General features: G+C 42.0%; 20 protein-coding genes and 1 other annotated feature. Of the genes, 19 read left to right on the top strand and 1 reads right to left on the bottom strand.

The features are described from left to right. Nucleotides 1-31 precede the first annotated feature (31 nt). The gene (locus HMPREF1149_RS04075) at nucleotides 32-1,018 is read left to right on the top strand and encodes a PhoH family protein (protein WP_000658175.1); all 987 of its coding nucleotides are present in this window, start codon (nucleotides 32-34) and stop codon (nucleotides 1,016-1,018) included. A gap of 57 nt (nucleotides 1,019-1,075) precedes the next feature. On the opposite strand, the gene ald is transcribed toward HMPREF1149_RS04075, so the two are convergent. Beyond that, the gene (gene ald / locus HMPREF1149_RS04070; protein WP_000904698.1) at nucleotides 1,076-2,188 is read right to left on the bottom strand and encodes an alanine dehydrogenase; all 1,113 of its coding nucleotides are present in this window, start codon (nucleotides 2,186-2,188) and stop codon (nucleotides 1,076-1,078) included. 176 nt (nucleotides 2,189-2,364) lie between these two features. On the opposite strand from ald, the gene HMPREF1149_RS04065 reads away from it, so the two are divergent. The 18 genes from HMPREF1149_RS04065 to HMPREF1149_RS03980 all read left to right on the top strand — a co-directional run bounded on the left by HMPREF1149_RS04065 (nucleotide 2,365) and on the right by HMPREF1149_RS03980 (nucleotide 19,099). Further along, nucleotides 2,365-2,934, top strand: coding sequence for a GNAT family N-acetyltransferase (locus tag HMPREF1149_RS04065; protein ID WP_000443742.1), 570 nt, complete (start codon nucleotides 2,365-2,367; stop codon nucleotides 2,932-2,934). A 67-nt stretch (nucleotides 2,935-3,001) separates the two neighbouring features. Beyond that, complete coding sequence (locus HMPREF1149_RS04060; RefSeq protein ID WP_000387318.1) at nucleotides 3,002-3,652, top strand: helix-hairpin-helix domain-containing protein; 651 nt, start codon at nucleotides 3,002-3,004, stop codon at nucleotides 3,650-3,652. Beyond that, complete coding sequence (locus tag HMPREF1149_RS04055) at nucleotides 3,636-5,876, top strand: DNA internalization-related competence protein ComEC/Rec2 (protein ID WP_000084751.1); 2,241 nt, start codon at nucleotides 3,636-3,638, stop codon at nucleotides 5,874-5,876. Before HMPREF1149_RS04060 ends, HMPREF1149_RS04055 begins: the two co-directional genes overlap by 17 nt. A 72-nt stretch (nucleotides 5,877-5,948) precedes the next feature. Next, nucleotides 5,949-6,080, top strand: a sequence feature (ribosomal protein L20 leader region). Between the two features lie 15 nt (nucleotides 6,081-6,095). Next, nucleotides 6,096-6,626, top strand: coding sequence for a translation initiation factor IF-3 (infC, locus tag HMPREF1149_RS04050; protein WP_000848184.1), 531 nt, complete (start codon nucleotides 6,096-6,098; stop codon nucleotides 6,624-6,626). Between the two features lie 32 nt (nucleotides 6,627-6,658). Continuing rightward, the gene (gene rpmI / locus HMPREF1149_RS04045) at nucleotides 6,659-6,859 is read left to right on the top strand and encodes a 50S ribosomal protein L35 (RefSeq protein ID WP_001125942.1); all 201 of its coding nucleotides are present in this window, start codon (nucleotides 6,659-6,661) and stop codon (nucleotides 6,857-6,859) included. Nucleotides 6,860-6,910: 51 nt separating this feature from the next. Further along, on the top strand, nucleotides 6,911-7,270 hold the full coding sequence (gene rplT, locus HMPREF1149_RS04040; protein ID WP_000124834.1) for a 50S ribosomal protein L20: 360 nt from the start codon (nucleotides 6,911-6,913) through the stop codon (nucleotides 7,268-7,270). A 57-nt stretch (nucleotides 7,271-7,327) separates the two neighbouring features. Further along, complete coding sequence (gloA, locus tag HMPREF1149_RS04035) at nucleotides 7,328-7,708, top strand: lactoylglutathione lyase (RefSeq protein WP_000157146.1); 381 nt, start codon at nucleotides 7,328-7,330, stop codon at nucleotides 7,706-7,708. Nucleotides 7,709-7,953: 245 nt separating this feature from the next. Then, nucleotides 7,954-8,754, top strand: a complete 801-nt coding sequence (locus tag HMPREF1149_RS04030; RefSeq protein ID WP_001070091.1) for a dihydroorotate dehydrogenase electron transfer subunit — start codon at nucleotides 7,954-7,956, stop codon at nucleotides 8,752-8,754. After that, nucleotides 8,717-9,703, top strand: a complete 987-nt coding sequence (locus tag HMPREF1149_RS04025) for a dihydroorotate dehydrogenase (RefSeq protein WP_195327888.1) — start codon at nucleotides 8,717-8,719, stop codon at nucleotides 9,701-9,703. Before HMPREF1149_RS04030 ends, HMPREF1149_RS04025 begins: the two co-directional genes overlap by 38 nt. 110 nt (nucleotides 9,704-9,813) lie before the next feature. Next, a complete protein-coding gene (locus tag HMPREF1149_RS04020; protein WP_000832907.1) occupies nucleotides 9,814-12,066 on the top strand; it encodes a glucosaminidase domain-containing protein in 2,253 nt (750 codons plus the stop codon). Nucleotides 12,067-12,238: 172 nt separating this feature from the next. Continuing rightward, nucleotides 12,239-13,273, top strand: a complete 1,035-nt coding sequence (locus tag HMPREF1149_RS04015) for a DNA/RNA non-specific endonuclease (protein WP_000735448.1) — start codon at nucleotides 12,239-12,241, stop codon at nucleotides 13,271-13,273. A 94-nt stretch (nucleotides 13,274-13,367) separates the two neighbouring features. Continuing rightward, nucleotides 13,368-14,294 carry an aldo/keto reductase gene (locus HMPREF1149_RS04010; protein ID WP_001269449.1) on the top strand — a complete coding sequence of 309 codons (927 nt, stop codon included), beginning with the start codon at nucleotides 13,368-13,370 and terminating at the stop codon, nucleotides 14,292-14,294. Between the two features lie 96 nt (nucleotides 14,295-14,390). Next, complete coding sequence (locus HMPREF1149_RS04005; RefSeq protein WP_000141914.1) at nucleotides 14,391-14,627, top strand: DUF2829 domain-containing protein; 237 nt, start codon at nucleotides 14,391-14,393, stop codon at nucleotides 14,625-14,627. After that, complete coding sequence (locus HMPREF1149_RS04000) at nucleotides 14,620-15,318, top strand: 3-oxoacyl-ACP reductase (RefSeq protein WP_000158831.1); 699 nt, start codon at nucleotides 14,620-14,622, stop codon at nucleotides 15,316-15,318. The genes HMPREF1149_RS04005 and HMPREF1149_RS04000 overlap by 8 nt, the downstream gene beginning before the upstream one ends. 10 nt (nucleotides 15,319-15,328) lie before the next feature. Next, nucleotides 15,329-15,832: an NUDIX hydrolase gene (locus tag HMPREF1149_RS03995; protein WP_000403329.1), complete on the top strand. Its 504-nt coding sequence runs from the start codon at nucleotides 15,329-15,331 to the stop codon at nucleotides 15,830-15,832. Continuing rightward, nucleotides 15,810-15,995 (top strand): hypothetical protein, encoded by a 186-nt coding sequence (locus tag HMPREF1149_RS03990; RefSeq protein WP_001180455.1) that lies wholly within the window; start codon nucleotides 15,810-15,812, stop codon nucleotides 15,993-15,995. The genes HMPREF1149_RS03995 and HMPREF1149_RS03990 overlap by 23 nt, the downstream gene beginning before the upstream one ends. Next, a complete protein-coding gene (locus HMPREF1149_RS03985) occupies nucleotides 15,992-16,432 on the top strand; it encodes an ASCH domain-containing protein (protein ID WP_000188824.1) in 441 nt (146 codons plus the stop codon). The genes HMPREF1149_RS03990 and HMPREF1149_RS03985 overlap by 4 nt, the downstream gene beginning before the upstream one ends. 120 nt (nucleotides 16,433-16,552) lie before the next feature. Continuing rightward, nucleotides 16,553-19,099, top strand: a complete 2,547-nt coding sequence (locus tag HMPREF1149_RS03980) for a M1 family metallopeptidase (RefSeq protein ID WP_001149140.1) — start codon at nucleotides 16,553-16,555, stop codon at nucleotides 19,097-19,099. Nucleotides 19,100-19,176: the final 77 nt, after the last annotated feature.

The following is a 19,176-nucleotide window of genomic DNA, read 5'->3' as shown; positions in this document are numbered from 1 at the left end:
AAGAAATAAACGGATTAGAGAGGTTCTTTATTTGAAGGAACATTCAATAGACATTCAACTGAGTCATCCAGATGACTTGTTTCATCTTTTTGGATCCAACGAGCGCCATCTTCGTTTGATGGAAGAAGAGCTCGATGTGGTGATTCATGCCCGTACGGAGATTGTCCAGGTTTTGGGAGAAGAAGCTGCATGCGAGGAAGCCCGTCAGGTTATCCAAGCCTTGATGGTCTTGGTGAATCGAGGAATGACGGTTGGCACGCCAGATGTGGTGACGGCTATTACCATGGTCAAAAATGATGAAATTGATAAGTTTGTCGCCCTTTACGAAGAAGAAATTATCAAGGACAATACTGGGAAACCGATCCGTGTCAAAACCTTAGGTCAAAAACTTTATGTGGACAGTGTCAAACAGCATGATGTGACCTTTGGAATCGGACCAGCAGGGACAGGGAAGACCTTTCTTGCAGTGACTTTGGCAGTAACTGCCCTTAAACGTGGGCAGGTCAAGCGAATTATCCTAACTCGTCCAGCAGTGGAAGCTGGTGAGAGTCTTGGATTTCTTCCGGGTGATCTCAAGGAAAAGGTGGACCCTTACCTTCGACCTGTTTACGATGCCTTGTATCAGATTTTAGGAAAAGACCAGACGACTCGTCTTATGGAGCGTGAAATTATCGAGATTGCGCCCCTTGCCTACATGCGTGGACGGACCTTGGACGATGCTTTTGTTATTCTCGATGAGGCACAAAATACGACCATCATGCAGATGAAGATGTTCCTGACTCGTTTAGGATTTAATTCTAAGATGATTGTCAATGGAGATATCAGTCAGATTGACCTGCCGCGTAATGTCAAGTCCGGTTTGATTGATGCCCAAGAAAAGCTTAAGAATATTCACCAAATCGACTTTGTTCATTTTTCAGCTAAGGATGTGGTTCGTCATCCAGTTGTCTCTCAGATTATCCGAGCTTATGAACCAGCTCCACTTAAAAATGAAGAAAAGAAGGAAGAGACAGAATAACAAAAGAAGAGCAGTTCCATTTGAACTGCTCTTCTTCTTTTTAATGAGTGTCTAGATTTAAACAAGTTCGTCGATAGACGTATGATCTTTATCGAGGCCTTGAGCAACTGGGAGGCTGGTCAAGTAACCTTGATAAGTGGTCACACCTTGACGCAAGCCCTCATCTTCAGCAATTGCTTGTGCGAATCCTTTGCCAGCCAGAGCTTCGATATAAGGAAGAGTGACATTTGTTAGGGCGATAGTAGAAGTACGGGCAACCGCACCAGGGATATTGGCAACGGCATAGTGGAGAACACCGTGTTTCTCATAGACAGGTTCATCGTGCGTTGTCACACGGTCAGCTGTCTCGATAACGCCACCTTGGTCAACGGCAACGTCAACGATGACAGAGCCTGGACGCATTTGTTTGACCATCTCATCTGTCACTAATTTCGGAGCCTTGGCACCAGGGATGAGAACTGCACCAATCACCACATCAGCATCTCTCACACTTGCTTCGATGTTGAATGAATTGGACATAAGAGTTTGGATTTGGTTTCCAAAGACTTCTTCTAGAACTGAGAGTCGTTTGGCACTGATATCTAAAATAGTCACTTGAGCACCGAGTCCAAGGGCAATGCGGGCAGCATGTGTACCGACGACACCACCACCGATGATGGTTACTTTTCCTTTTGAAACACCTGGTACACCACCTAGTAGGACACCAGAGCCACCAGCTTGCTTAGTAAGGAAGTGAGCTCCGATTTGAACGGCCATACGACCTGCAACTTCACTCATAGGAACGAGGAGTGGTAGTTGTCCTTGATTGTCACGGACCGTTTCATAGGCAATTCCTGTTGTTTTGGCTGCTAGCATAGCATCTGCCAATTCTGGAGCAGCGGCCATGTGCAAGTAAGTGAAGAGGAGAAGATCATCACGCAAATAACCGTATTCAGAAGCTAGTGGTTCTTTTACTTTCACGACTAATTCGGCAGCCCAGGCTTCAGCAGCAGTAGCGACAATCTCAGCTCCTTGCTTTTGATAGTCCGCATCAGTAAATCCTGAACCGAGACCAGCATTTGTTTCGATGAGAACACGATGTCCACGACTGACTAAACTGTGGACGCCAGCAGGAGTGAGGGCAACACGGTTTTCATTATTTTTAATTTCTTTTGGGATTCCGATTAACATAGAGATAACCTACCTTTCAATTGACGGGATTATTATAGTTGTCACATTCCATTTCATAAATCAAAAATGTGATGGTTATATTTTATATGAAACCGCTTCAAAAATCAAGAAAAACTTGTTATCAAAATTTATTTATGCTAGACTAGTGGGAATCAAGTTTTAATGGAGGGAAAAGTATGGAATCAATATTTGTGAAATTTGCCCAGTATCCGTCTATAGAAACAGAGCGTTTGTTGCTCCGACCTGTAACCTTGGATGATGCGGATGCTATGTTTCAGTATGCCTCAGACAGAGAAAATACGCGCTACACTTTTCCAACCAATCAAAGCTTGGAAGAAACCAAGAATAACATCGCTCAGTTCTACTTGGCCAATCCCTTGGGACGATGGGGAATCGAACTAAAAAGCAATGGTCAGTTTATCGGTACCATTGACCTGCACAAGATTGATCCTGTTCTTAAGAAAGCAGCTATTGGCTACATTATCAATAAAAAATATTGGAATCAAGGATTGACGACAGAAGCCAATCGAGCCGTGATTGAGCTGGCTTTTGAGAAGATTGGGATGAACAAGTTAGTTGCTTTATACGATAAGGATAATCCGGCGTCAGGAAAGGTCATGGAGAAATCAGGCATGCGCTTTTCCCACGAAGAAGCTTATGCTTGTATGGACCAGCATGAAAAAGGACGCATCGTTACAAGGGTTCATTATGTCTTGACTAAGGAAGACTATTTTACAAATAAATAAGCAGTTGAAAAGAAATTTTCGACTGTTTTTTTATTTCTCTTGCGAATAACTTAAGAGAGGAGAAAATATGGAAGCAATTATCGAGAAAATCAAAGAGTATAAAATCATTGTCATCTGTGCTGTTTTAGGCTTGGCCTTGGGCGCATTTTTCCTACTAAAGCCAACTACACAGACACCCGTCACAGAAACAAATTTGCAGACTGAAGTCGCAGCTGTTTCAAAGGATTCATCGTCTGAAAAAGAAGTGAAAAAGGAGGAAAGGGACGAACCCCTTGAACAAGATTTGATTACAGTGGATGTCAAAGGTGCCGTTAAATCGCCAGGGATTTATGATTTGCCAGTAGGCAGTCGTGTTCATGATGCCGTTCAGAAAGCTGGTGGCTTGACAGAGGAGGCAGATAGTAAGTCGCTCAATCTCGCTCAGAAAGTCAGTGACGAGGCTCTTGTATATGTTCCAACTAAGGGGGAAGAATCAGCTAGTCAGCAGACTGCCTCTGGAACGACTCCTTCGTCAAGTAAAGAAAAGAAGGTCAACCTCAATAAAGCTAGTCTGGAAGAACTCAAGCAGGTCAAAGGCTTGGGAGGAAAACGAGCCCAGGATATTATCGACCATCGTGAGACGAATGGCAAATTCAAGTCGGTAGATGAATTAAAGAGGGTCTCTGGCATTGGCGCTAAGACCATAGAAAAGCTAAAAGATTATGTCACAGTGGATTAAGAATTTTCCTATCCCCCTAATCTATCTGAGTTTTCTGTTACTCTGGCTTTACTATGCAATTTTTGGAGCGTCCTATCTCGCACTGCTAGGTTTTGTTTTTTTGCTTGTCTGTCTCTTTTTCCAATTTCCTTGGAAATCGGCTGGTAAAGTTCTAGCGATTTGTGGAGTTTTTGGATTTTGGTTTCTGTTTCAAACTTGGCAACAGGCACAAGCTAGTCAGAACCTAGTGGGTTCTGTTGAGAGGATACGGATTTTGCCTGATACTATCAAAGTCAATGGAGATAGTCTGTCCTTTCGGGGCAAGTCTGATGGACGCATTTTCCAAGTTTATTATAAACTCCAGTCTGAGGAGGAGAAAGAGCATTTTCAGGCCTTGGCAGACCTTTATGAGATAGAGCTAGAAGGAAAACTTTCCGAGCCAGAAGGTCAAAGGAATTTTGGTGGATTTGACTACCAAGCCTATCTAAAGACCCAGGGGATTTACCAGACACTGACTATCAAGAACATCCAGTCACTTAAACAGGTTAGCAGTTGGGATATAGGAGAAAATTTGTCCAGCTTACGTCGAAAGGCTGTAGTTTGGATCAAGACGCACTTTCCAGATCCTATGCGCAATTATATGACAGGTCTTCTTTTAGGACATTTGGACACAGACTTTGAGGAGATGAATGAGCTCTATTCTAGTCTTGGAATTATCCATCTCTTTGCCTTGTCGGGTATGCAGGTGGGCTTCTTTATGGATGCCTTTAAGAAACTCCTCTTACGATTGGGCTTGAGCCAAGAAAAGTTGAAGTGGCTGACCTATCCTTTTTCCCTTATCTATGCCGGTCTGACAGGATTTTCAGCATCGGTCATTCGCAGTCTCTTGCAAAAGTTACTGGCCCAACATGGTCTTAAGGGCTTGGATAATTTTGCCTTGACAGTCCTTGTCCTCTTTATCATCATGCCCAACTTTTTCATGACAGCTGGAGGGGTCTTGTCCTGCGCCTATGCTTTTATCTTGACCATGACCAGCAAAGAAGGCGATGGGTTCAAGGCTGTTGCCAGAGAAAGTCTGGTCATTTCCTTGGGAATATTGCCCATTCTATCCTTCTATTTTGCGGAATTTCAGTCTTGGTCTATCCTTTTGACTTTTGCCTTTTCCTTTCTGTTTGATGTGGTCTTCTTACCGCTTTTGTCTATTTTATTTGCCTTTTCATTTCTCTACCCAGTCATTCAGTTTAACTTTGTCTTTGAGTGGTTGGAGAATATCATTCGCTTGGTATCGCAACTGGCAAGCAGGCCCCTGGTCTTCGGACAACCCAACGCATGGCTTTTGATTCTTCTCTTAGTTTCATTAGCCTTAGTCTATGACATGAGGAAAAACATTAAAAGACTAGTAGGATTCAGTCTCTTTATTGTGGGTCTCTTTTTCCTGACCAAGCATCCGCTGGAAAATGAAATCACCATGCTGGATGTTGGGCAAGGGGAGAATATTTTCCTACGGGATGTAACTGGGAAAACCATTCTCATAGATGTAGGTGGTAAGGAAGAGTCTACTAAGAAAATCGAGGCTTGGCAAGAAAAGGTGACAACCAGCAATGCTCAGCGAAACTTGATTCCCTATCTAAAAAGTCGAGGAGTAGATAAGATTGATCAGCTGGTTTTGACAAATACAGACAAGGAGCATGTTGGTGATTTACTGGAGGTGACTAAGGCTTTCCATGTTGGGGAGATTTTAGTATCAAAAGGAAGTCTGACACAGAAGGAATTTGTAGCGGAACTAGAAGCAAGTCAAAACAAGGTACGTAGTGTGGCAGCTGGGGAGAATTTCCCGATTTTTGGCAGTTACTTAGAAGTCCTATCTCCAAGGAAGATTGGAGATGGGAATCGTGATGATTCTCTGGTTCTTTATGGAAAACTCTTGGATAAGTATTTTCTCTTTACTGGAAACTTGGAGGAAAAAGGAGAGAAGGATCTTCTAAAGCAATACCCTGACTTAGAGGTGGATGTCCTGAAAGCAGGCCAACATGGTGCTAAAACCTCATCAAATCCAGCTTTCCTAGAAAAAATCAAACCACAAATTACTCTCATTTCAGTCGGAAAGAGCAATCGTACGAAACTTCCCCATCAGGAAACCTTGACACGACTGGAAAGTATCAAGAGTAAGATTTACCGAACTGACCAGCAAGGGGCTATCCGCTTTACAGGGTGGAATAGTTGGAGAATTGAAACGGTTCGATAAAATAGACAAACTTTTCGAAAAATTGACTTTTTATCTTGACAAGGGATAGAAAACTTGGTATCATATAAAAGTTGAGAAAAGCAGAAGTGAGAGCTTCTCGCCTTGTGACATCAAGTTGCCTGGCCCTACGGATGAAAAGTTTCTAAGAAACGCTATCATAACGTGCGGGCTTGTATTATTACGAGTCCGCTATTGTTTTTCTCTAATAATAAAAAAGAGGTGAAAACCATAGCAAAGCAAGACTTATTCATCAATGATGAAATTCGTGTACGTGAAGTTCGCTTGATCGGTCTTGAGGGAGAACAGCTAGGCATTAAGCCACTCAGCGAAGCGCAAGCATTGGCTGATAGTGCAAATGTTGACTTAGTATTGATTCAACCCCAAGCAAAACCGCCTGTTGCTAAAATTATGGACTACGGTAAGTTCAAATTTGAGTATCAGAAAAAGCAAAAAGAACAACGTAAAAAACAAAGTGTTGTTACTGTGAAAGAAGTTCGTCTGAGTCCAACTATTGACAAGGGTGACTTTGACACAAAACTTCGCAATGCACGCAAGTTCCTTGAAAAAGGAAATAAAGTTAAGGTATCCATTCGCTTTAAAGGGCGTATGATCACCCATAAAGAGATTGGTGCAAAAGTTTTAGCCGAGTTTGCTGAAGCAACACAAGATATTGCGATCATCGAACAACGAGCTAAGATGGATGGACGCCAAATGTTCATGCAGTTGGCGCCAGCAACTGACAAAAAATAAGTGTCAGAAAGTTAAATAAAGGAGAAAAAATCATGCCAAAACAAAAAACACACCGCGCATCAGCTAAACGTTTCAAACGTACAGGTTCTGGTGGACTTAAACGTTTCCGTGCTTACACTTCTCACCGTTTCCACGGAAAAACTAAGAAACAACGTCGTCATCTTCGTAAAGCATCTATGGTGCATTCAGGAGATTTCAAACGTATCAAAGCAATGCTTACTCGCTTGAAATAATAGCCTAACAGTAAGTAAACAATTCTAGGAAATATTTGGAGGAAATAAAACATGGCACGTGTTAAAGGTGGCGTTGTATCACGCAAACGTCGTAAACGTATTCTTAAATTAGCAAAAGGTTACTATGGAGCTAAACACATCTTGTTCCGTACTGCAAAAGAACAAGTAATGAACTCTTACTACTATGCATACCGTGACCGTCGTCAAAAGAAACGTGACTTCCGCAAATTGTGGATCACTCGTATCAACGCGGCAGCTCGTATGAACGGACTTTCATACTCACAATTGATGCATGGTTTGAAATTGGCTGAGATCGAAGTAAACCGTAAAATGCTTGCTGACTTGGCTGTTAACGATGCAGCAGCTTTCACAGCTCTTGCAGATGCAGCTAAAGCAAAACTTGGTAAATAATAATTGATAAGACTGGAACAGGATTGTCCCAGTCTTTTTAAAAATAAGAGAGAATATATGGCTTCAAAAATGCTACACACTTGTTTGCGAGTAGAAAATCTTGAAAAATCAATCGCATTTTATCAAGATGCTTTTGGTTTTAAAGAATTGCGTCGCAGGGATTTTCCAGACCATGCCTTCACGATTGTCTATCTAGGACTTGATGGTGATGACTACGAGTTGGAGTTGACCTATAACTATGATCACGGTCCTTACGTGGTAGGAGACGGCTTTGCCCATATCGCCCTCAGTACACCTGACCTTGAGGCCCTACATCAAGAACATAGCGCTAAAGGCTATGAGGTGACAGCCCCTAATGGACTTCCAGGAACCCCACCAAACTATTATTTTGTCAAGGACCCTGATGGCTACAAGGTCGAAGTCATTCGTGAAAAATAATCCAGTACAGTCAAGTAGAATGTTCGTTTTCTACTTGACTTTTTTTCTTTGAAAGAGTATACTAATACAAATTTAACCTTTAAGGGGAGTCCAGAGAGACTCACAAGGTGTCAGATAAAAGGGATAGGGGACTCTCTGTGGAGACTTTTTAAGTGTGCGCATGAGTTCTAGCCTAACCTAACTGAGGCCTTGCATTAGCAAGGCCTTTTCTTTATCTGGTCCCCTTAAATTTAAGGAGGAAAATCATGAATCCCACATGTAAGAAGCGTTTGGGTGCCATTCGTTTAGAAACCATGAAGGTTGTTGCACAGGAGGAAATCGCTCCAGCAATTTTTGAATTAGTCCTAGAAGGGAAAATGGTTGAAGCTATGCGAGCAGGCCAATTTCTCCATCTGCGCGTGCCTGATGATTCCCATCTCTTGCGTCGCCCTATTTCAATCTCATCTATTGACAAAGCAAACAAGCAGTGTCGCCTCATTTATCGGATTGAAGGTGCTGGGACAGCTATTTTTTCAACATTAAACCAGGGAGATACTCTTGATGTAATGGGACCTCAGGGGAATGGTTTTGACTTGTCTGATCTGAACGACCAGAGCCAAGTTCTCCTCGTTGGTGGTGGGATTGGTGTTCCACCCTTGCTTGAGGTGGCTAAGGAATTGCATGCGAGTGGAGTGACAGTAGTGACAGTCCTCGGTTTTGCGACTAAGGATGCTGTTATTCTCGAAACCGAATTGGCCCAATATGGTCAGGTATTTGTAACGACAGATGATGGTTCTTATAGCATCAAGGGAAATGTTTCTGTTGTCATCAATGATTTAGACAGTCAATTTGATGCTGTTTACTCATGTGGGGCACCTGGAATGATGAAGTACATCAATCAAACCTTTTATGACCACCCAAGAGCCTACCTATCTCTGGAATCTCGTATGGCTTGTGGGATGGGGGCTTGCTATGCCTGTGTCCTAAAAGTGCCAGATAGTGAGACCGTCAGCCAACGCGTCTGTGAAGATGGCCCTGTTTTCCGCACAGGAACAGTTGTATTATAAGGAGAAAGTCATGACTACAAATCGTTTACAAGTTTCTCTCCCTGGTTTAGATTTGAAAAATCCGATTATACCAGCATCAGGCTGTTTTGGTTTTGGTCAAGAGTATGCCAAGTACTATGATTTAGACCTTTTAGGCTCCATTATGATCAAGGCGACGACACTTGAACCCCGTTTTGGCAATCCTACTCCGAGAGTAGCTGAGACACCTGCTGGTATGCTCAATGCAATCGGTTTACAAAATCCTGGTTTAGAAGCTGTTTTGGCTGAAAAACTTCCTTGGTTGGAAAGAGAATATCCAAATCTTCCTATCATCGCTAATGTAGCTGGCTTTTCAAAACAAGAGTACGCTGCCGTTTCTCGAGGAATTTCCAAGGCAGCAAATGTAAAAGCTATCGAGCTTAATATCTCCTGCCCGAATGTAGATCACGGCAATCATGGACTTCTGATTGGGCAAGATCCTGACTTGGCTTATGAAGTGGTAAAAGCGGCTGTGGAAGCCTCTGATGTGCCAGTCTATGTCAAGCTTACTCCTAGTGTAACGGATGTTGTCACTATTGCTAAAGCAGCAGAAGATGCAGGAGCAAGTGGCCTAACCATGATCAATACTCTAGTCGGTATGCGCTTTGACCTCAAAACTAGAAAGCCAATCCTAGCCAATGGAACAGGTGGAATGTCAGGTCCAGCAGTCTTTCCAGTAGCCCTCAAACTCATCCGCCAAGTCGCCCAAACAACCGACCTTCCCATTATTGGAATGGGGGGAGTGGATTCTGCTGAAGCAGCGCTAGAAATGTATCTGGCTGGTGCCTCTGCCATCGGAGTTGGAACAGCCAACTTTACCAATCCTTATGCCTGTCCTGATATCATCGAACATCTACCAAAAGTTATGGATAAATATGGCATTAGCAGTTTGGAAGATCTCCGTCAGGAAGTCAAAGCCAGTCTGAGATAAGCTAGGTCTTCCTTATCGTCAACAAGAAATAGAATCTTCATCAATTTGTAATATTTCCGTCGATTAACTATGTTACAATAGGGTTTAGAAAACGTTATTGGAGCATTTAAATGAAACGATGGAAAGTGGCCCTAGTAAGTGCTGGCTTATTGGGGTGTTTTTTTACTGTAGTGGAGACAGCAAAAGCAGAAGAGGGAACTTGGCAAGGAAAGACCTACCTCAAAGCAGACGGGAAACCAGCAACCAACCAATGGATTTATGACCAAACGCATCAGAACTGGTTTTATCTTAAAGATGATGGTCAACGTGCAGAAAATGGTTGGTTTACTGTTGGTGGTAAAGATTACTATTTTAACGAAGCTGGAAAATTAGCTACGAAAACGTGGGTTGGCCAGTATTATGTGACTGAAAGTGGTGCTAAAGCCAAGGAACAGTGGGTATTTAATCAGGAACAAGAATCCTGGTATTATCTCAAGTCTGATGGTCAGAAAGCTCAAAACGAATGGATTCAACAAGGTCAGGAAAAATATTACCTTAAAGAAGACGGGAAAATGGCCAAAGATGAGTGGATCACTCAAGGGGAGAATCAATACTACATCAATTCACAAGGTAAAATGCTGAAAAATGCTTGGCTTGGTAAGAGCTATATATCAGAAAATGGTCATAAGGTTAAACAAGCCTGGATTTATGATGACAACTATAGCAGTTGGTTCTACCTTCAACAAGATGGTACCTATGCTGAAAATGGCTGGTTAACCATAGATGGAAAGGATTACCATTTTAAATCAGGCGGTTATCTTTCAACTGAGCGCTGGATTGATCGCTTCTATGTTGCGAAGAGTGGAGCTAAATTGAAATCGGAATGGCTTTTTGATAAGAATTATGATGCTTGGTTTTACTTGAAAGCTGACGGAACCTATGCCGAAAAAGGCTGGGAAACGATTAAAGAAAAAGATTACCATTTCAAATCAGGTGGCTATCTTTCTACCGAGCGCTGGATTGACCGTTTCTATGTTGCGAAGAGTGGAGCCAAACTGAAATCGGAATGGCTCTTTGACAAGAATTATAACTCTTGGTTTTACTTGAAAGCTGACGGAACCTATGCTGAAAAAGGTTGGCAAACCATCAAAGGCAAGGATTACCATTTCAAATCAGGCGGCTACCTCTCTACGGAAACTTGGATTGACCGCAGTTATGTGACGAGCAGTGGTGCAAAAGCTGGCAAAGGGTGGCTCTTTGACAAGAATTATAACTCTTGGTTCTATATTAACGCTGATGGAAATTATGCTAATAAAGAATGGCTCTGGGATAATGGTTACTACTATCTCAAATCTGGTGGTTATATGGCTGCGAGTGAGTGGGTATGGTACAAGAACAATTGGTTCTACCTCAAGTCAAATGGAAAGATGGCTGAGAAAGAATTAATCTACGATTCATCCGACCAATCATGGTATTACCTTAAATCCGGCGGTTATATGGCAAAAAATGAAACTGTGGATGGTCATACCTTGGATGCTTCTGGTAGATGGCATGTTGCGGATAAAACCAAGTATTACAAAGTTAAACCAATCACAGCCTATGTCTATAGTGCATCTGGAGAAATCTTAAGTTACATTAACCAAGGAAGCATTGTTTCACTGGATAGCTCGACGCGAAAAGGCGGCCGACTTGCAGTTTCGATTTCTGGCTTGTCTGGCTATATGAATCAAAGTGATTTGACAGCAGTAGATGAAGGAAGCGAGTTTATCCCTCATTATACTAGTGATGGGAAATTCCTCTACCATGAACTCTCTCCTTATACGAGTATCAAAGTAGCTCCACACACATCTGCCATGGTTATTGGTAAGAAGTACTACTCAACTGATGGAGAGCATTTTGATGGCTTTACCATTAAAAATCCTTTTCTCTATAAAAACTTGAGAGAACCAAGTAATTATAGTGCAGCTGAATTGGATAAACTGTATTCGATGATGAACTTGCAGGATAGTCCTCTCGCAGGTAAAGGAGCGACTTTCAAAGAAGCTGAAGAACGCTACGGTGTCAATGCCCTTTACTTGATGGCACATAGCGCCCTTGAAAGTGCGTGGGGTCGTAGCCAAATTGCCAGAGATAAGAACAACTTCTTTGGTATTGCTGCTTATGATACGAGCCCATATCTCTCAGCCAAGAGCTTTGATAATGTGGATAAAGGAATCCTTGGAGCCGCCAAGTGGATCCGTGAGAACTACATCGACTATGGCAGAGACCACCTTGGAAATAAAGCAACCGGAATGAATGTTCGCTATGCTTCTGATCCATACTGGGGTGAGAAAATAGCCAGCATCATGATGACCATCAATAGTAGACTTGGTGGGAAAGACTAATCAAAAGAAATCAACGGTAACTACTGAAAAAGTGGTTATCGTTTTTGTTTTGAACATTGGAGGATAAATAGTATAATAATAGTCTCTTTATTCTTGAATAATTAACAAAATGATAGTAGAATGAAAGAGGAGATATTAATCTAATCATTATATAAAAATAAAGGAGATTTTTATGAAAAAGCTACTATCCTTCTCAATTGCCTTACTTTCAATCACAACACTAGTTGCTTGTTCTGGACATAAGGCGGAATCAAAGGTCCCAGAAGAAAAAATTGAACAGAAACAAATCAAGTTTGATGAGAAGTTGTTTAAAGAAGCTGGACTCTTGCCTTTTAAAAATGAGAAGCAACTAGAACTTGGGGAATTAGATTCTAAATCACGCGCAACGGGTGCTCATATTCAACTTAAGGACAGTGATGAGCCAACTGAGAAGAGAGAGTCCAAGTTGACTTATGATCCAGTTGGATGGCACAATTATAAATTCTTTTACGGTGATGGCTCTAAAAAGGCTTGGTTGATGAATCGTGGTCATTTGGTTGGGTACCAGTTTAGCGGATTGAACGATGAAAAGAAAAACTTGGTTCCTATGACTAACTGGCTCAATGCTGGAAATTATTCTGGAACAGATGACCAAAACCAAAGTAGCATGCTTTACTATGAAAATCGATTGGACTCCTGGTTGGCCAATCATCCAAACTACTATCTTGATTATAAGGTGACCCCAATCTATCAAAAGGACGAATTGATCCCGAGACAGATTGAATTGCAGTATGTGGGAATAGATGAAAATGGCAAACTCTTGGAAATCAAGGTGGGTGGTAGTAAAGAAAAGGTTGATCAGTATTCAGTGACGCATGTCGTTTTAGACAATGTTTCAGCTAATGCTGAAATCAATTATTTGGACGGTACGGCTAAAAATACAGTTGAAGATGCAAAGATAAAAGAAGAAAAAGAAAAGGCTAAGAAGGAAGCTGAGGAAAAAGCCAAGAAAGAGGCTGAAGAAAAAGAAGCAGCTGAAAAGAAAGCAAAAGAAGAAGAGCAGGAAAAAGCTCGTCAAGCCGCACAAGAAAAGGAAGAAAGCTGGGAATCAAACTCGCAATCAACAAATTCAGGTGGCTACTTTAGAGATAGAAACGGAAGATGGCACAGACCAAATGGTAAATTCGCTTCCAAGAAAGAAATAAGAGAAGCCGGATTGCAGTGGTAGTAAGAATTTAGTAGATATACAGTCAAAAAGCCGTTGGAAAACGGTTTTTTGTTATAATTAATTGAAGAATGTAGAATTAAAGGAGAAAAATTTGATGAGATACATAACTCTTGGTCAAGATGACAAAGAATTATCAGAAATTGTTCTCGGAATGATGAGAATAAAAGATAAGTCTGTAAAAGAAGTTGAAGAGCTTGTAGAAACAGCACTTTCTGTTGGAATCAATGCTTTTGACTTGGCTGATATTTATGGTCGTGGTCGTTGTGAAGAACTGTTAGGTATTGTCCTAAAAAATCGTCCAGATTTAAGAGAAAAGATGTGGATTCAGTCCAAATGTGGCATTCGCATTGAAGAATTTACCTATTTTGATTTTTCTAAGGACTATATTATAAAATCAGTCGACGGAATTTTGCAAAGATTGAAGATTGATCATCTAGATAGCTTGCTTCTTCATCGACCAGATGCTTTGATGGAATCTGACCAAGTAGCAGAAGCCTTTGATCTTCTTTATAAACAAGGTAAGGTCCGAGATTTTGGAGTTTCTAATCAAAATCCTATGATGATGGAGTTGCTTAAAAAAGATGTCAAGCAGCCGTTAGCTGTTAATCAGCTACAATTGAGTGCGGCTTTTACTCCAGGATTCGAATCAGGTTTTCATGTTAATATGGAAGATAGTCAAGCAACTATGCGAGATGGCAGCGTTTTTGAATATTGCAAATTACACGATGTGGTCATTCAAGCATGGTCTGTCTTACAATTCGGGTATTTTAAAGGGAACTTTGTTGGTAATGAGAAATTTCAAGCTTTGAATCAAGTACTTGATCGTCTAGCTTTTAAATATGGAGTAACCCCTTCAACTATTGCCATTTCTTGGATATTGCGTTATCCAGCAAAAATGCAGGCAGTCGTAGGTACAACAAATCCTAAGCATTTGAGAGAAGTTAGCCAAGCGGCAAACTTTAGCTTAACAAGAAAAGAATGGTATGAAATTTATCTTGCAGCAGGGAATAATTTGCCGTAAGTAGAAGCAGATTTAAATAAATCACAGTCAAAAAGCCGTTGGAAAACGGTTTTTTGTTATAATTAAATGAAGAATGTAGCATTAAAGGAGAAAAACATGACATTTGAAGAGATCCTGCCTGGGTTAAAAGCCAAGAAAAAATATGTACGAACTGGTTGGGGAGGGGCTGAAAACTATGTCCAACTCTTTGACACTATCGAACAAAACGGGGTTGCACTTGAAGTGACGCCCTATTTCCTAATCAACGTGTCTGGAGAAGGGGAAGGTTTTTCCATGTGGAGTCCGACACCTTGTGATGTTTTGGCGACAGATTGGGTAGAAGTGAATGACTAAATGTGTACTCATTACAGGTGTGAGTTCAGGGATTGGTCTGGCTCAAGCCTGCCTCTTTTTAGAGAAGGGGTATCAAGTATATGGAGTTGACCAAGGTGAAAATCCACTCTTACAGGGTGATTTCCACTTTTTACAGAGAGATTTGACCTTGGACTTGGAGCCAATTTTTGACTGGTGTCCTTATGTGGATGTTTTGTGCAATACTGCTGGAGTTTTGGATGATTTCAAACCACTTTTGGAACAATCAGCCCAGGAAATTCAAGAGATTTTTGAAATCAACTATGTGACTCCTGTTGAGTTGACTCGCTATTATTTGACGCAAATGCTGGAAAATAAAAAAGGAATCATCATCAATATGTGTTCGATTGCTTCAAGTCTAGCTGGCGGAGGTGGTCACGCCTATACCTCGTCTAAGCACGCCTTAGCTGGCCTTACCAAGCAGTTGGCTCTAGACTATGCTGAGGCTGGTATTCAGATTTTTGGGATTGCTCCAGGGGCAGTCAAGACAGCCATGACTGCTGCCGACTTTGAGCCAGGTGGATTGGCTGACTGGGTGGCTAGTGAAACGCCAATCAAGCGCTGGATCGAGCCAGAGGAAGTAGCAGAGATTAGCCTTTTCTTAGCAAGTGGAAAAGCGAGCGCCATGCAAGGACAAATCCTGACCATTGATGGTGGCTGGTCTTTGAAGTAGGAGGAGATAGATGGAAATCAAAAAACACTTTGGAGTCTATGCTGTTTGCTTTGAAAATGGGAAGTTACTCTGCATTGAAAAAACGAGGGGCCCTTATCAACATCGTTATGATCTACCCGGTGGTAGTCAGCAACTTGGTGAAGGATTGACGGAAACGTTGATTAGAGAAGTTATGGAAGAGACAGGATTTACTGTTAGAAGCTACTCAAATCCTCGAATCTACGATGTTTTCGTCAGGGAAGAGTTAACAAATTTTACGGTTCACCATATCATGGCATTTTATGATATTGAGATAAACAAGAAGAAAGCTCAAGTCACGATTTCTGAAGCTGTCTCTGATGGTGCGAATGATTCACTCGGATATGTTTGGATGGATATTCAAGAGATAACAGAAAAAAATGCATCGCCATTAGTCTTGAAGGTCAAAGCAGAGTTATTAGGATTTCCAGAGCTGGACAAGACCTTGTATATGAATTGGAAGGTGAATGTCTATGCAAAACCTACTAGCTCTTAGTGGAGAACAAATTGTTGAAAAAGTTTATCCTCAGTTATTGCACCACGTCGGTATGATTCGTGGAGAATACTTACTGAGAGAGCTTAATCAAAACATCCTATTAGCAAGTTGCCAGCAATTTGTAAAAGGAGTAAGTAAAAAATTACAAAGGAGCAAACTATGACACCGCAAGAAATGTGGAATATTTACAAGCAAATTAACCCCGCGATTGGAGATGAGATAGATGTCTGGGCTTTTGGAGTGGAAGCAGATCTCTTGGCCGACTTGGTTCTAAGAGGCGAAAAGACTGCAACCGCCTCAGCCTACGACCTCTACGCACTAGAAGACGAACCCCTTCCGCAAGAAGGAACCTTTGATGTCATTTTAGACAGTCAAGATCAGGCTGTCTGCATTGTCGAAATTACCAAGGTTTCCGTTCAGCCTTTTCATCAAGTTTCTGCTGACCATGCCTACAAGGAAGGTGAGGGGGATAAATCTTTGGACTATTGGCGCCAGGTTCATGAAGACTGTTTCACGGAGTGGCTGGAGGAAGCGGGCTTGACTTTTACACCTGACAGCAAGGTTGTTTTAGAAGAATTTCGCAAGGTCTACCCACTCTAGACTGCAGAAGGAAGAAAGTTTTGGAAATTACCGTCCAATCCTTTTTTCCTAAGCAAAACATGATATAATAAGTTTGTTTGAAGAAGAGTAAAACTCTTAAACTTAGAATAGGAGAAAACTATGCAAGCAGTAGAACATTTTATTACCCAATTTGTTCCTGAACACTATGATTTATTTTTAGACTTGAGTCGTGAGACCAAGACCTTTTCTGGGAAGGTGACCATCACTGGTCAAGCACAGAGTGACCGTATTTCCCTTCACCAAAAAGACTTGGAAATCGCTTCTGTAGAAGTTGCGGGTCAAGCTCGTCCATTTACAGTTGACCATGACAATGAAGCCCTTCATATCGAATTGGCTGAGGCTGGCAAAGTTGAATTGGTCATCGCCTTTTCAGGAAAAATCACAGACAATATGACAGGGATTTACCCTTCTTACTACACAGTTGATGGTATCAAGAAGGAAGTCTTGTCTACTCAATTCGAGAGCCATTTTGCGCGTGAAGCCTTCCCATGTGTGGATGAGCCTGAAGCCAAAGCAACTTTTGACCTTTCTCTTCGTTTTGACCAAGCAGAAGGTGAATTGGCCTTGTCAAACATGCCAGAAATTAATGTTGAAAACCGTAAGGAAACAGGCATCTGGAAGTTTGAGACAACACCTCGCATGTCTTCTTACTTGTTGGCCTTTGTTGCTGGTGATTTGCAAGGGGTAACGGCTAAAACTAAAAACGGTACCCTCGTCGGTGTCTACTCAACGAAAGCCCACCCACTATCTAACCTTGATTTCTCACTAGACATCGCCGTTCGCTCGATCGAGTTTTACGAAGATTACTATGGAGTTAAGTATCCAATCCCTCAATCACTTCACATCGCCCTTCCTGACTTCTCAGCTGGTGCTATGGAAAACTGGGGTCTTGTGACTTATCGTGAAGTTTACTTGGTTGTGGATGAGAACTCAACCTTTGCTAGTCGACAACAAGTTGCCCTTGTTGTGGCACATGAGTTGGCTCACCAATGGTTTGGTAACCTCGTGACTATGAAATGGTGGGATGATCTTTGGCTTAATGAAAGCTTCGCAAACATGATGGAATACGTCTGTGTGGATGCCATCGAACCAAGTTGGAATATCTTTGAAGATTTCCAAACAGGTGGGGTTCCAGCTGCGCTTAAACGCGATGCGACGGATGGCGTGCAGTCTGTTCACGTCGAAGTCAAACACCCAGATGAAATTAATACGCTCTTTGATGGCGCTATCGTCTATGCCAAAGGAAGCCGTCTCATGCACATGCTTCGTCGCTGGCTTGGCGATGCGTATTTTGCTAAAGGCTTGCATGCTTACTTTGAAAAGCACCAGTACAGCAACACCATCGGTCGTGACCTTTGGAATGCCCTTGGTCAAGCATCAGGACGTGATGTTGCAGCCTTCATGGATTCTTGGTTGGAACAGCCTGGTTATCCAGTTCTCACTGTCAAAGTTGAAAATGATGTTTTGAAGATTTCACAAAAACAATTCTTTATCGGTGAGCACGAAGACAAGAACCGCCTCTGGGTAGTGCCACTCAACAGCAACTGGAAAGGCCTACCAGATACACTTGAAACTGAAAGCATCGAAATCCCTGGCTACGCCGCTCTTCTTGCTGAAAACGAAGGAGCACTTCGTCTCAACACTGAAAATACAGCCCACTACATTACAGACTATCAAGGAGACTTGTTAGAAGCTGTTCTTGCTGAGCTAGAGACACTTGATAATACAAGCAAACTACAAATCGTTCAAGAACGTCGTCTGCTTGCTGAAGCAGGGCACATTTCTTATGCGGACTTGCTCCCAGTCCTTGATAAACTTTCTAAGGAAGAGTCTTACCTTGTGGTTTCAGCTATTTCTCAAGTGATTTCTGCCCTTGAGCGCTTTATCGATGAAGGAACAGAAACTGAGAAAGCATTTAACAGTCTGGTTGCTAAATTGGCTCGTCATAACTATGACCGTCTTGGTTTTGAAGCCAAAGATGGAGAATCAGATGAGGATGAATTGGTTCGTCAGTTGGCCGTTTCTATGATGATTCGCTCAAATGATGCAGAAGCTAGTCAAGTCGCTAGCCAAATCTTTGTAGCTCACAAGGAAAATCTTGTAGGACTTCCAGCAGCCATCCGTGCTCAAGTTCTCATCAATGAAATGAAACACCATGAGACCAAGGACTTGGTCGCAACTTATCTGGATCTCTACACTCATGCGACGGATGCGGTCTTCAAACGCCAGTTGGCAGGAGCTCTTGCCTATAGTACAGATGCTGACAATATCCAAACTTTGATTAGCTCATGGAAGGATAAATTTGTGGTAAAACCACAAGACCTTTCTTCATGGTACCTCCAATTCCTCGGACACCAAGCAACTCAAGAAACTGTCTGGGTATGGGCGCGTGAAAACTGGGCTTGGATCAAGGCGGCTCTTGGTGGCGACATGAGTTTTGATAGCTTTGTCATCTTCCCATCGCACATCTTTAAAACTGAGCAACGCTTGGCGGAGTACAAGGAATTCTTTGAGCCACAACTTTCTGACCTAGCTCTTAGCCGTAACATCCGTATGGGGATCAAGGATATCGCAGCGCGTGTTGATTTGATTAAGCGTGAAAAAGCAGCAGTCGAAGCTGTTGTAGCCCAATATGCCAAAGCGTAATTCATTCAAAATGTAAACAAAAACTCAACTTTCTATCTGAAAACCAGAGAGAGTTGAGTTTTTTTTAAGGCAATTTT

The organism is Streptococcus sp. BS35b, from assembly GCF_000286475.1.
GTDB classification, from domain to species: Bacteria; Bacillota; Bacilli; order Lactobacillales; family Streptococcaceae; genus Streptococcus; species Streptococcus oralis_W.
Note: the sequence above shows the minus strand (reverse complement) of the source record. Positions and strands in the feature narration are given on the sequence as shown.

What these genes read in the sequence shown, in the direction of transcription:
- HMPREF1149_RS04020 (WP_000832907.1), top strand. Translation starts at nt 9,814, where the DNA reads ATGAAACGATGGAAAGTGGCCCTAGTAAGTGCTGGCTTATTGGGGTGT.
- HMPREF1149_RS04015 (WP_000735448.1), top strand. Translation starts at nt 12,239, where the DNA reads ATGAAAAAGCTACTATCCTTCTCAATTGCCTTACTTTCAATCACAACA.
- HMPREF1149_RS04055 (WP_000084751.1), top strand. Translation starts at nt 3,636, where the DNA reads ATGTCACAGTGGATTAAGAATTTTCCTATCCCCCTAATCTATCTGAGT.
- HMPREF1149_RS04010 (WP_001269449.1), top strand. Translation starts at nt 13,368, where the DNA reads ATGAGATACATAACTCTTGGTCAAGATGACAAAGAATTATCAGAAATT.
- HMPREF1149_RS03995 (WP_000403329.1), top strand. Translation starts at nt 15,329, where the DNA reads ATGGAAATCAAAAAACACTTTGGAGTCTATGCTGTTTGCTTTGAAAAT.
- gloA (WP_000157146.1), top strand. Translation starts at nt 7,328, where the DNA reads ATGGCTTCAAAAATGCTACACACTTGTTTGCGAGTAGAAAATCTTGAA.
- HMPREF1149_RS04025 (WP_195327888.1), top strand. Translation starts at nt 8,717, where the DNA reads ATGGCCCTGTTTTCCGCACAGGAACAGTTGTATTATAAGGAGAAAGTC.
- ald (WP_000904698.1), bottom strand. Translation starts at nt 2,188, where the DNA reads ATGTTAATCGGAATCCCAAAAGAAATTAAAAATAATGAAAACCGTGTT.
- HMPREF1149_RS03980 (WP_001149140.1), top strand. Translation starts at nt 16,553, where the DNA reads ATGCAAGCAGTAGAACATTTTATTACCCAATTTGTTCCTGAACACTAT.
- HMPREF1149_RS04065 (WP_000443742.1), top strand. Translation starts at nt 2,365, where the DNA reads ATGGAATCAATATTTGTGAAATTTGCCCAGTATCCGTCTATAGAAACA.
- rpmI (WP_001125942.1), top strand. Translation starts at nt 6,659, where the DNA reads ATGCCAAAACAAAAAACACACCGCGCATCAGCTAAACGTTTCAAACGT.
- HMPREF1149_RS04060 (WP_000387318.1), top strand. Translation starts at nt 3,002, where the DNA reads ATGGAAGCAATTATCGAGAAAATCAAAGAGTATAAAATCATTGTCATC.
- HMPREF1149_RS03990 (WP_001180455.1), top strand. Translation starts at nt 15,810, where the DNA reads ATGCAAAACCTACTAGCTCTTAGTGGAGAACAAATTGTTGAAAAAGTT.
- HMPREF1149_RS04030 (WP_001070091.1), top strand. Translation starts at nt 7,954, where the DNA reads ATGAATCCCACATGTAAGAAGCGTTTGGGTGCCATTCGTTTAGAAACC.
- HMPREF1149_RS04000 (WP_000158831.1), top strand. Translation starts at nt 14,620, where the DNA reads ATGACTAAATGTGTACTCATTACAGGTGTGAGTTCAGGGATTGGTCTG.
- rplT (WP_000124834.1), top strand. Translation starts at nt 6,911, where the DNA reads ATGGCACGTGTTAAAGGTGGCGTTGTATCACGCAAACGTCGTAAACGT.
- HMPREF1149_RS04005 (WP_000141914.1), top strand. Translation starts at nt 14,391, where the DNA reads ATGACATTTGAAGAGATCCTGCCTGGGTTAAAAGCCAAGAAAAAATAT.
- HMPREF1149_RS03985 (WP_000188824.1), top strand. Translation starts at nt 15,992, where the DNA reads ATGACACCGCAAGAAATGTGGAATATTTACAAGCAAATTAACCCCGCG.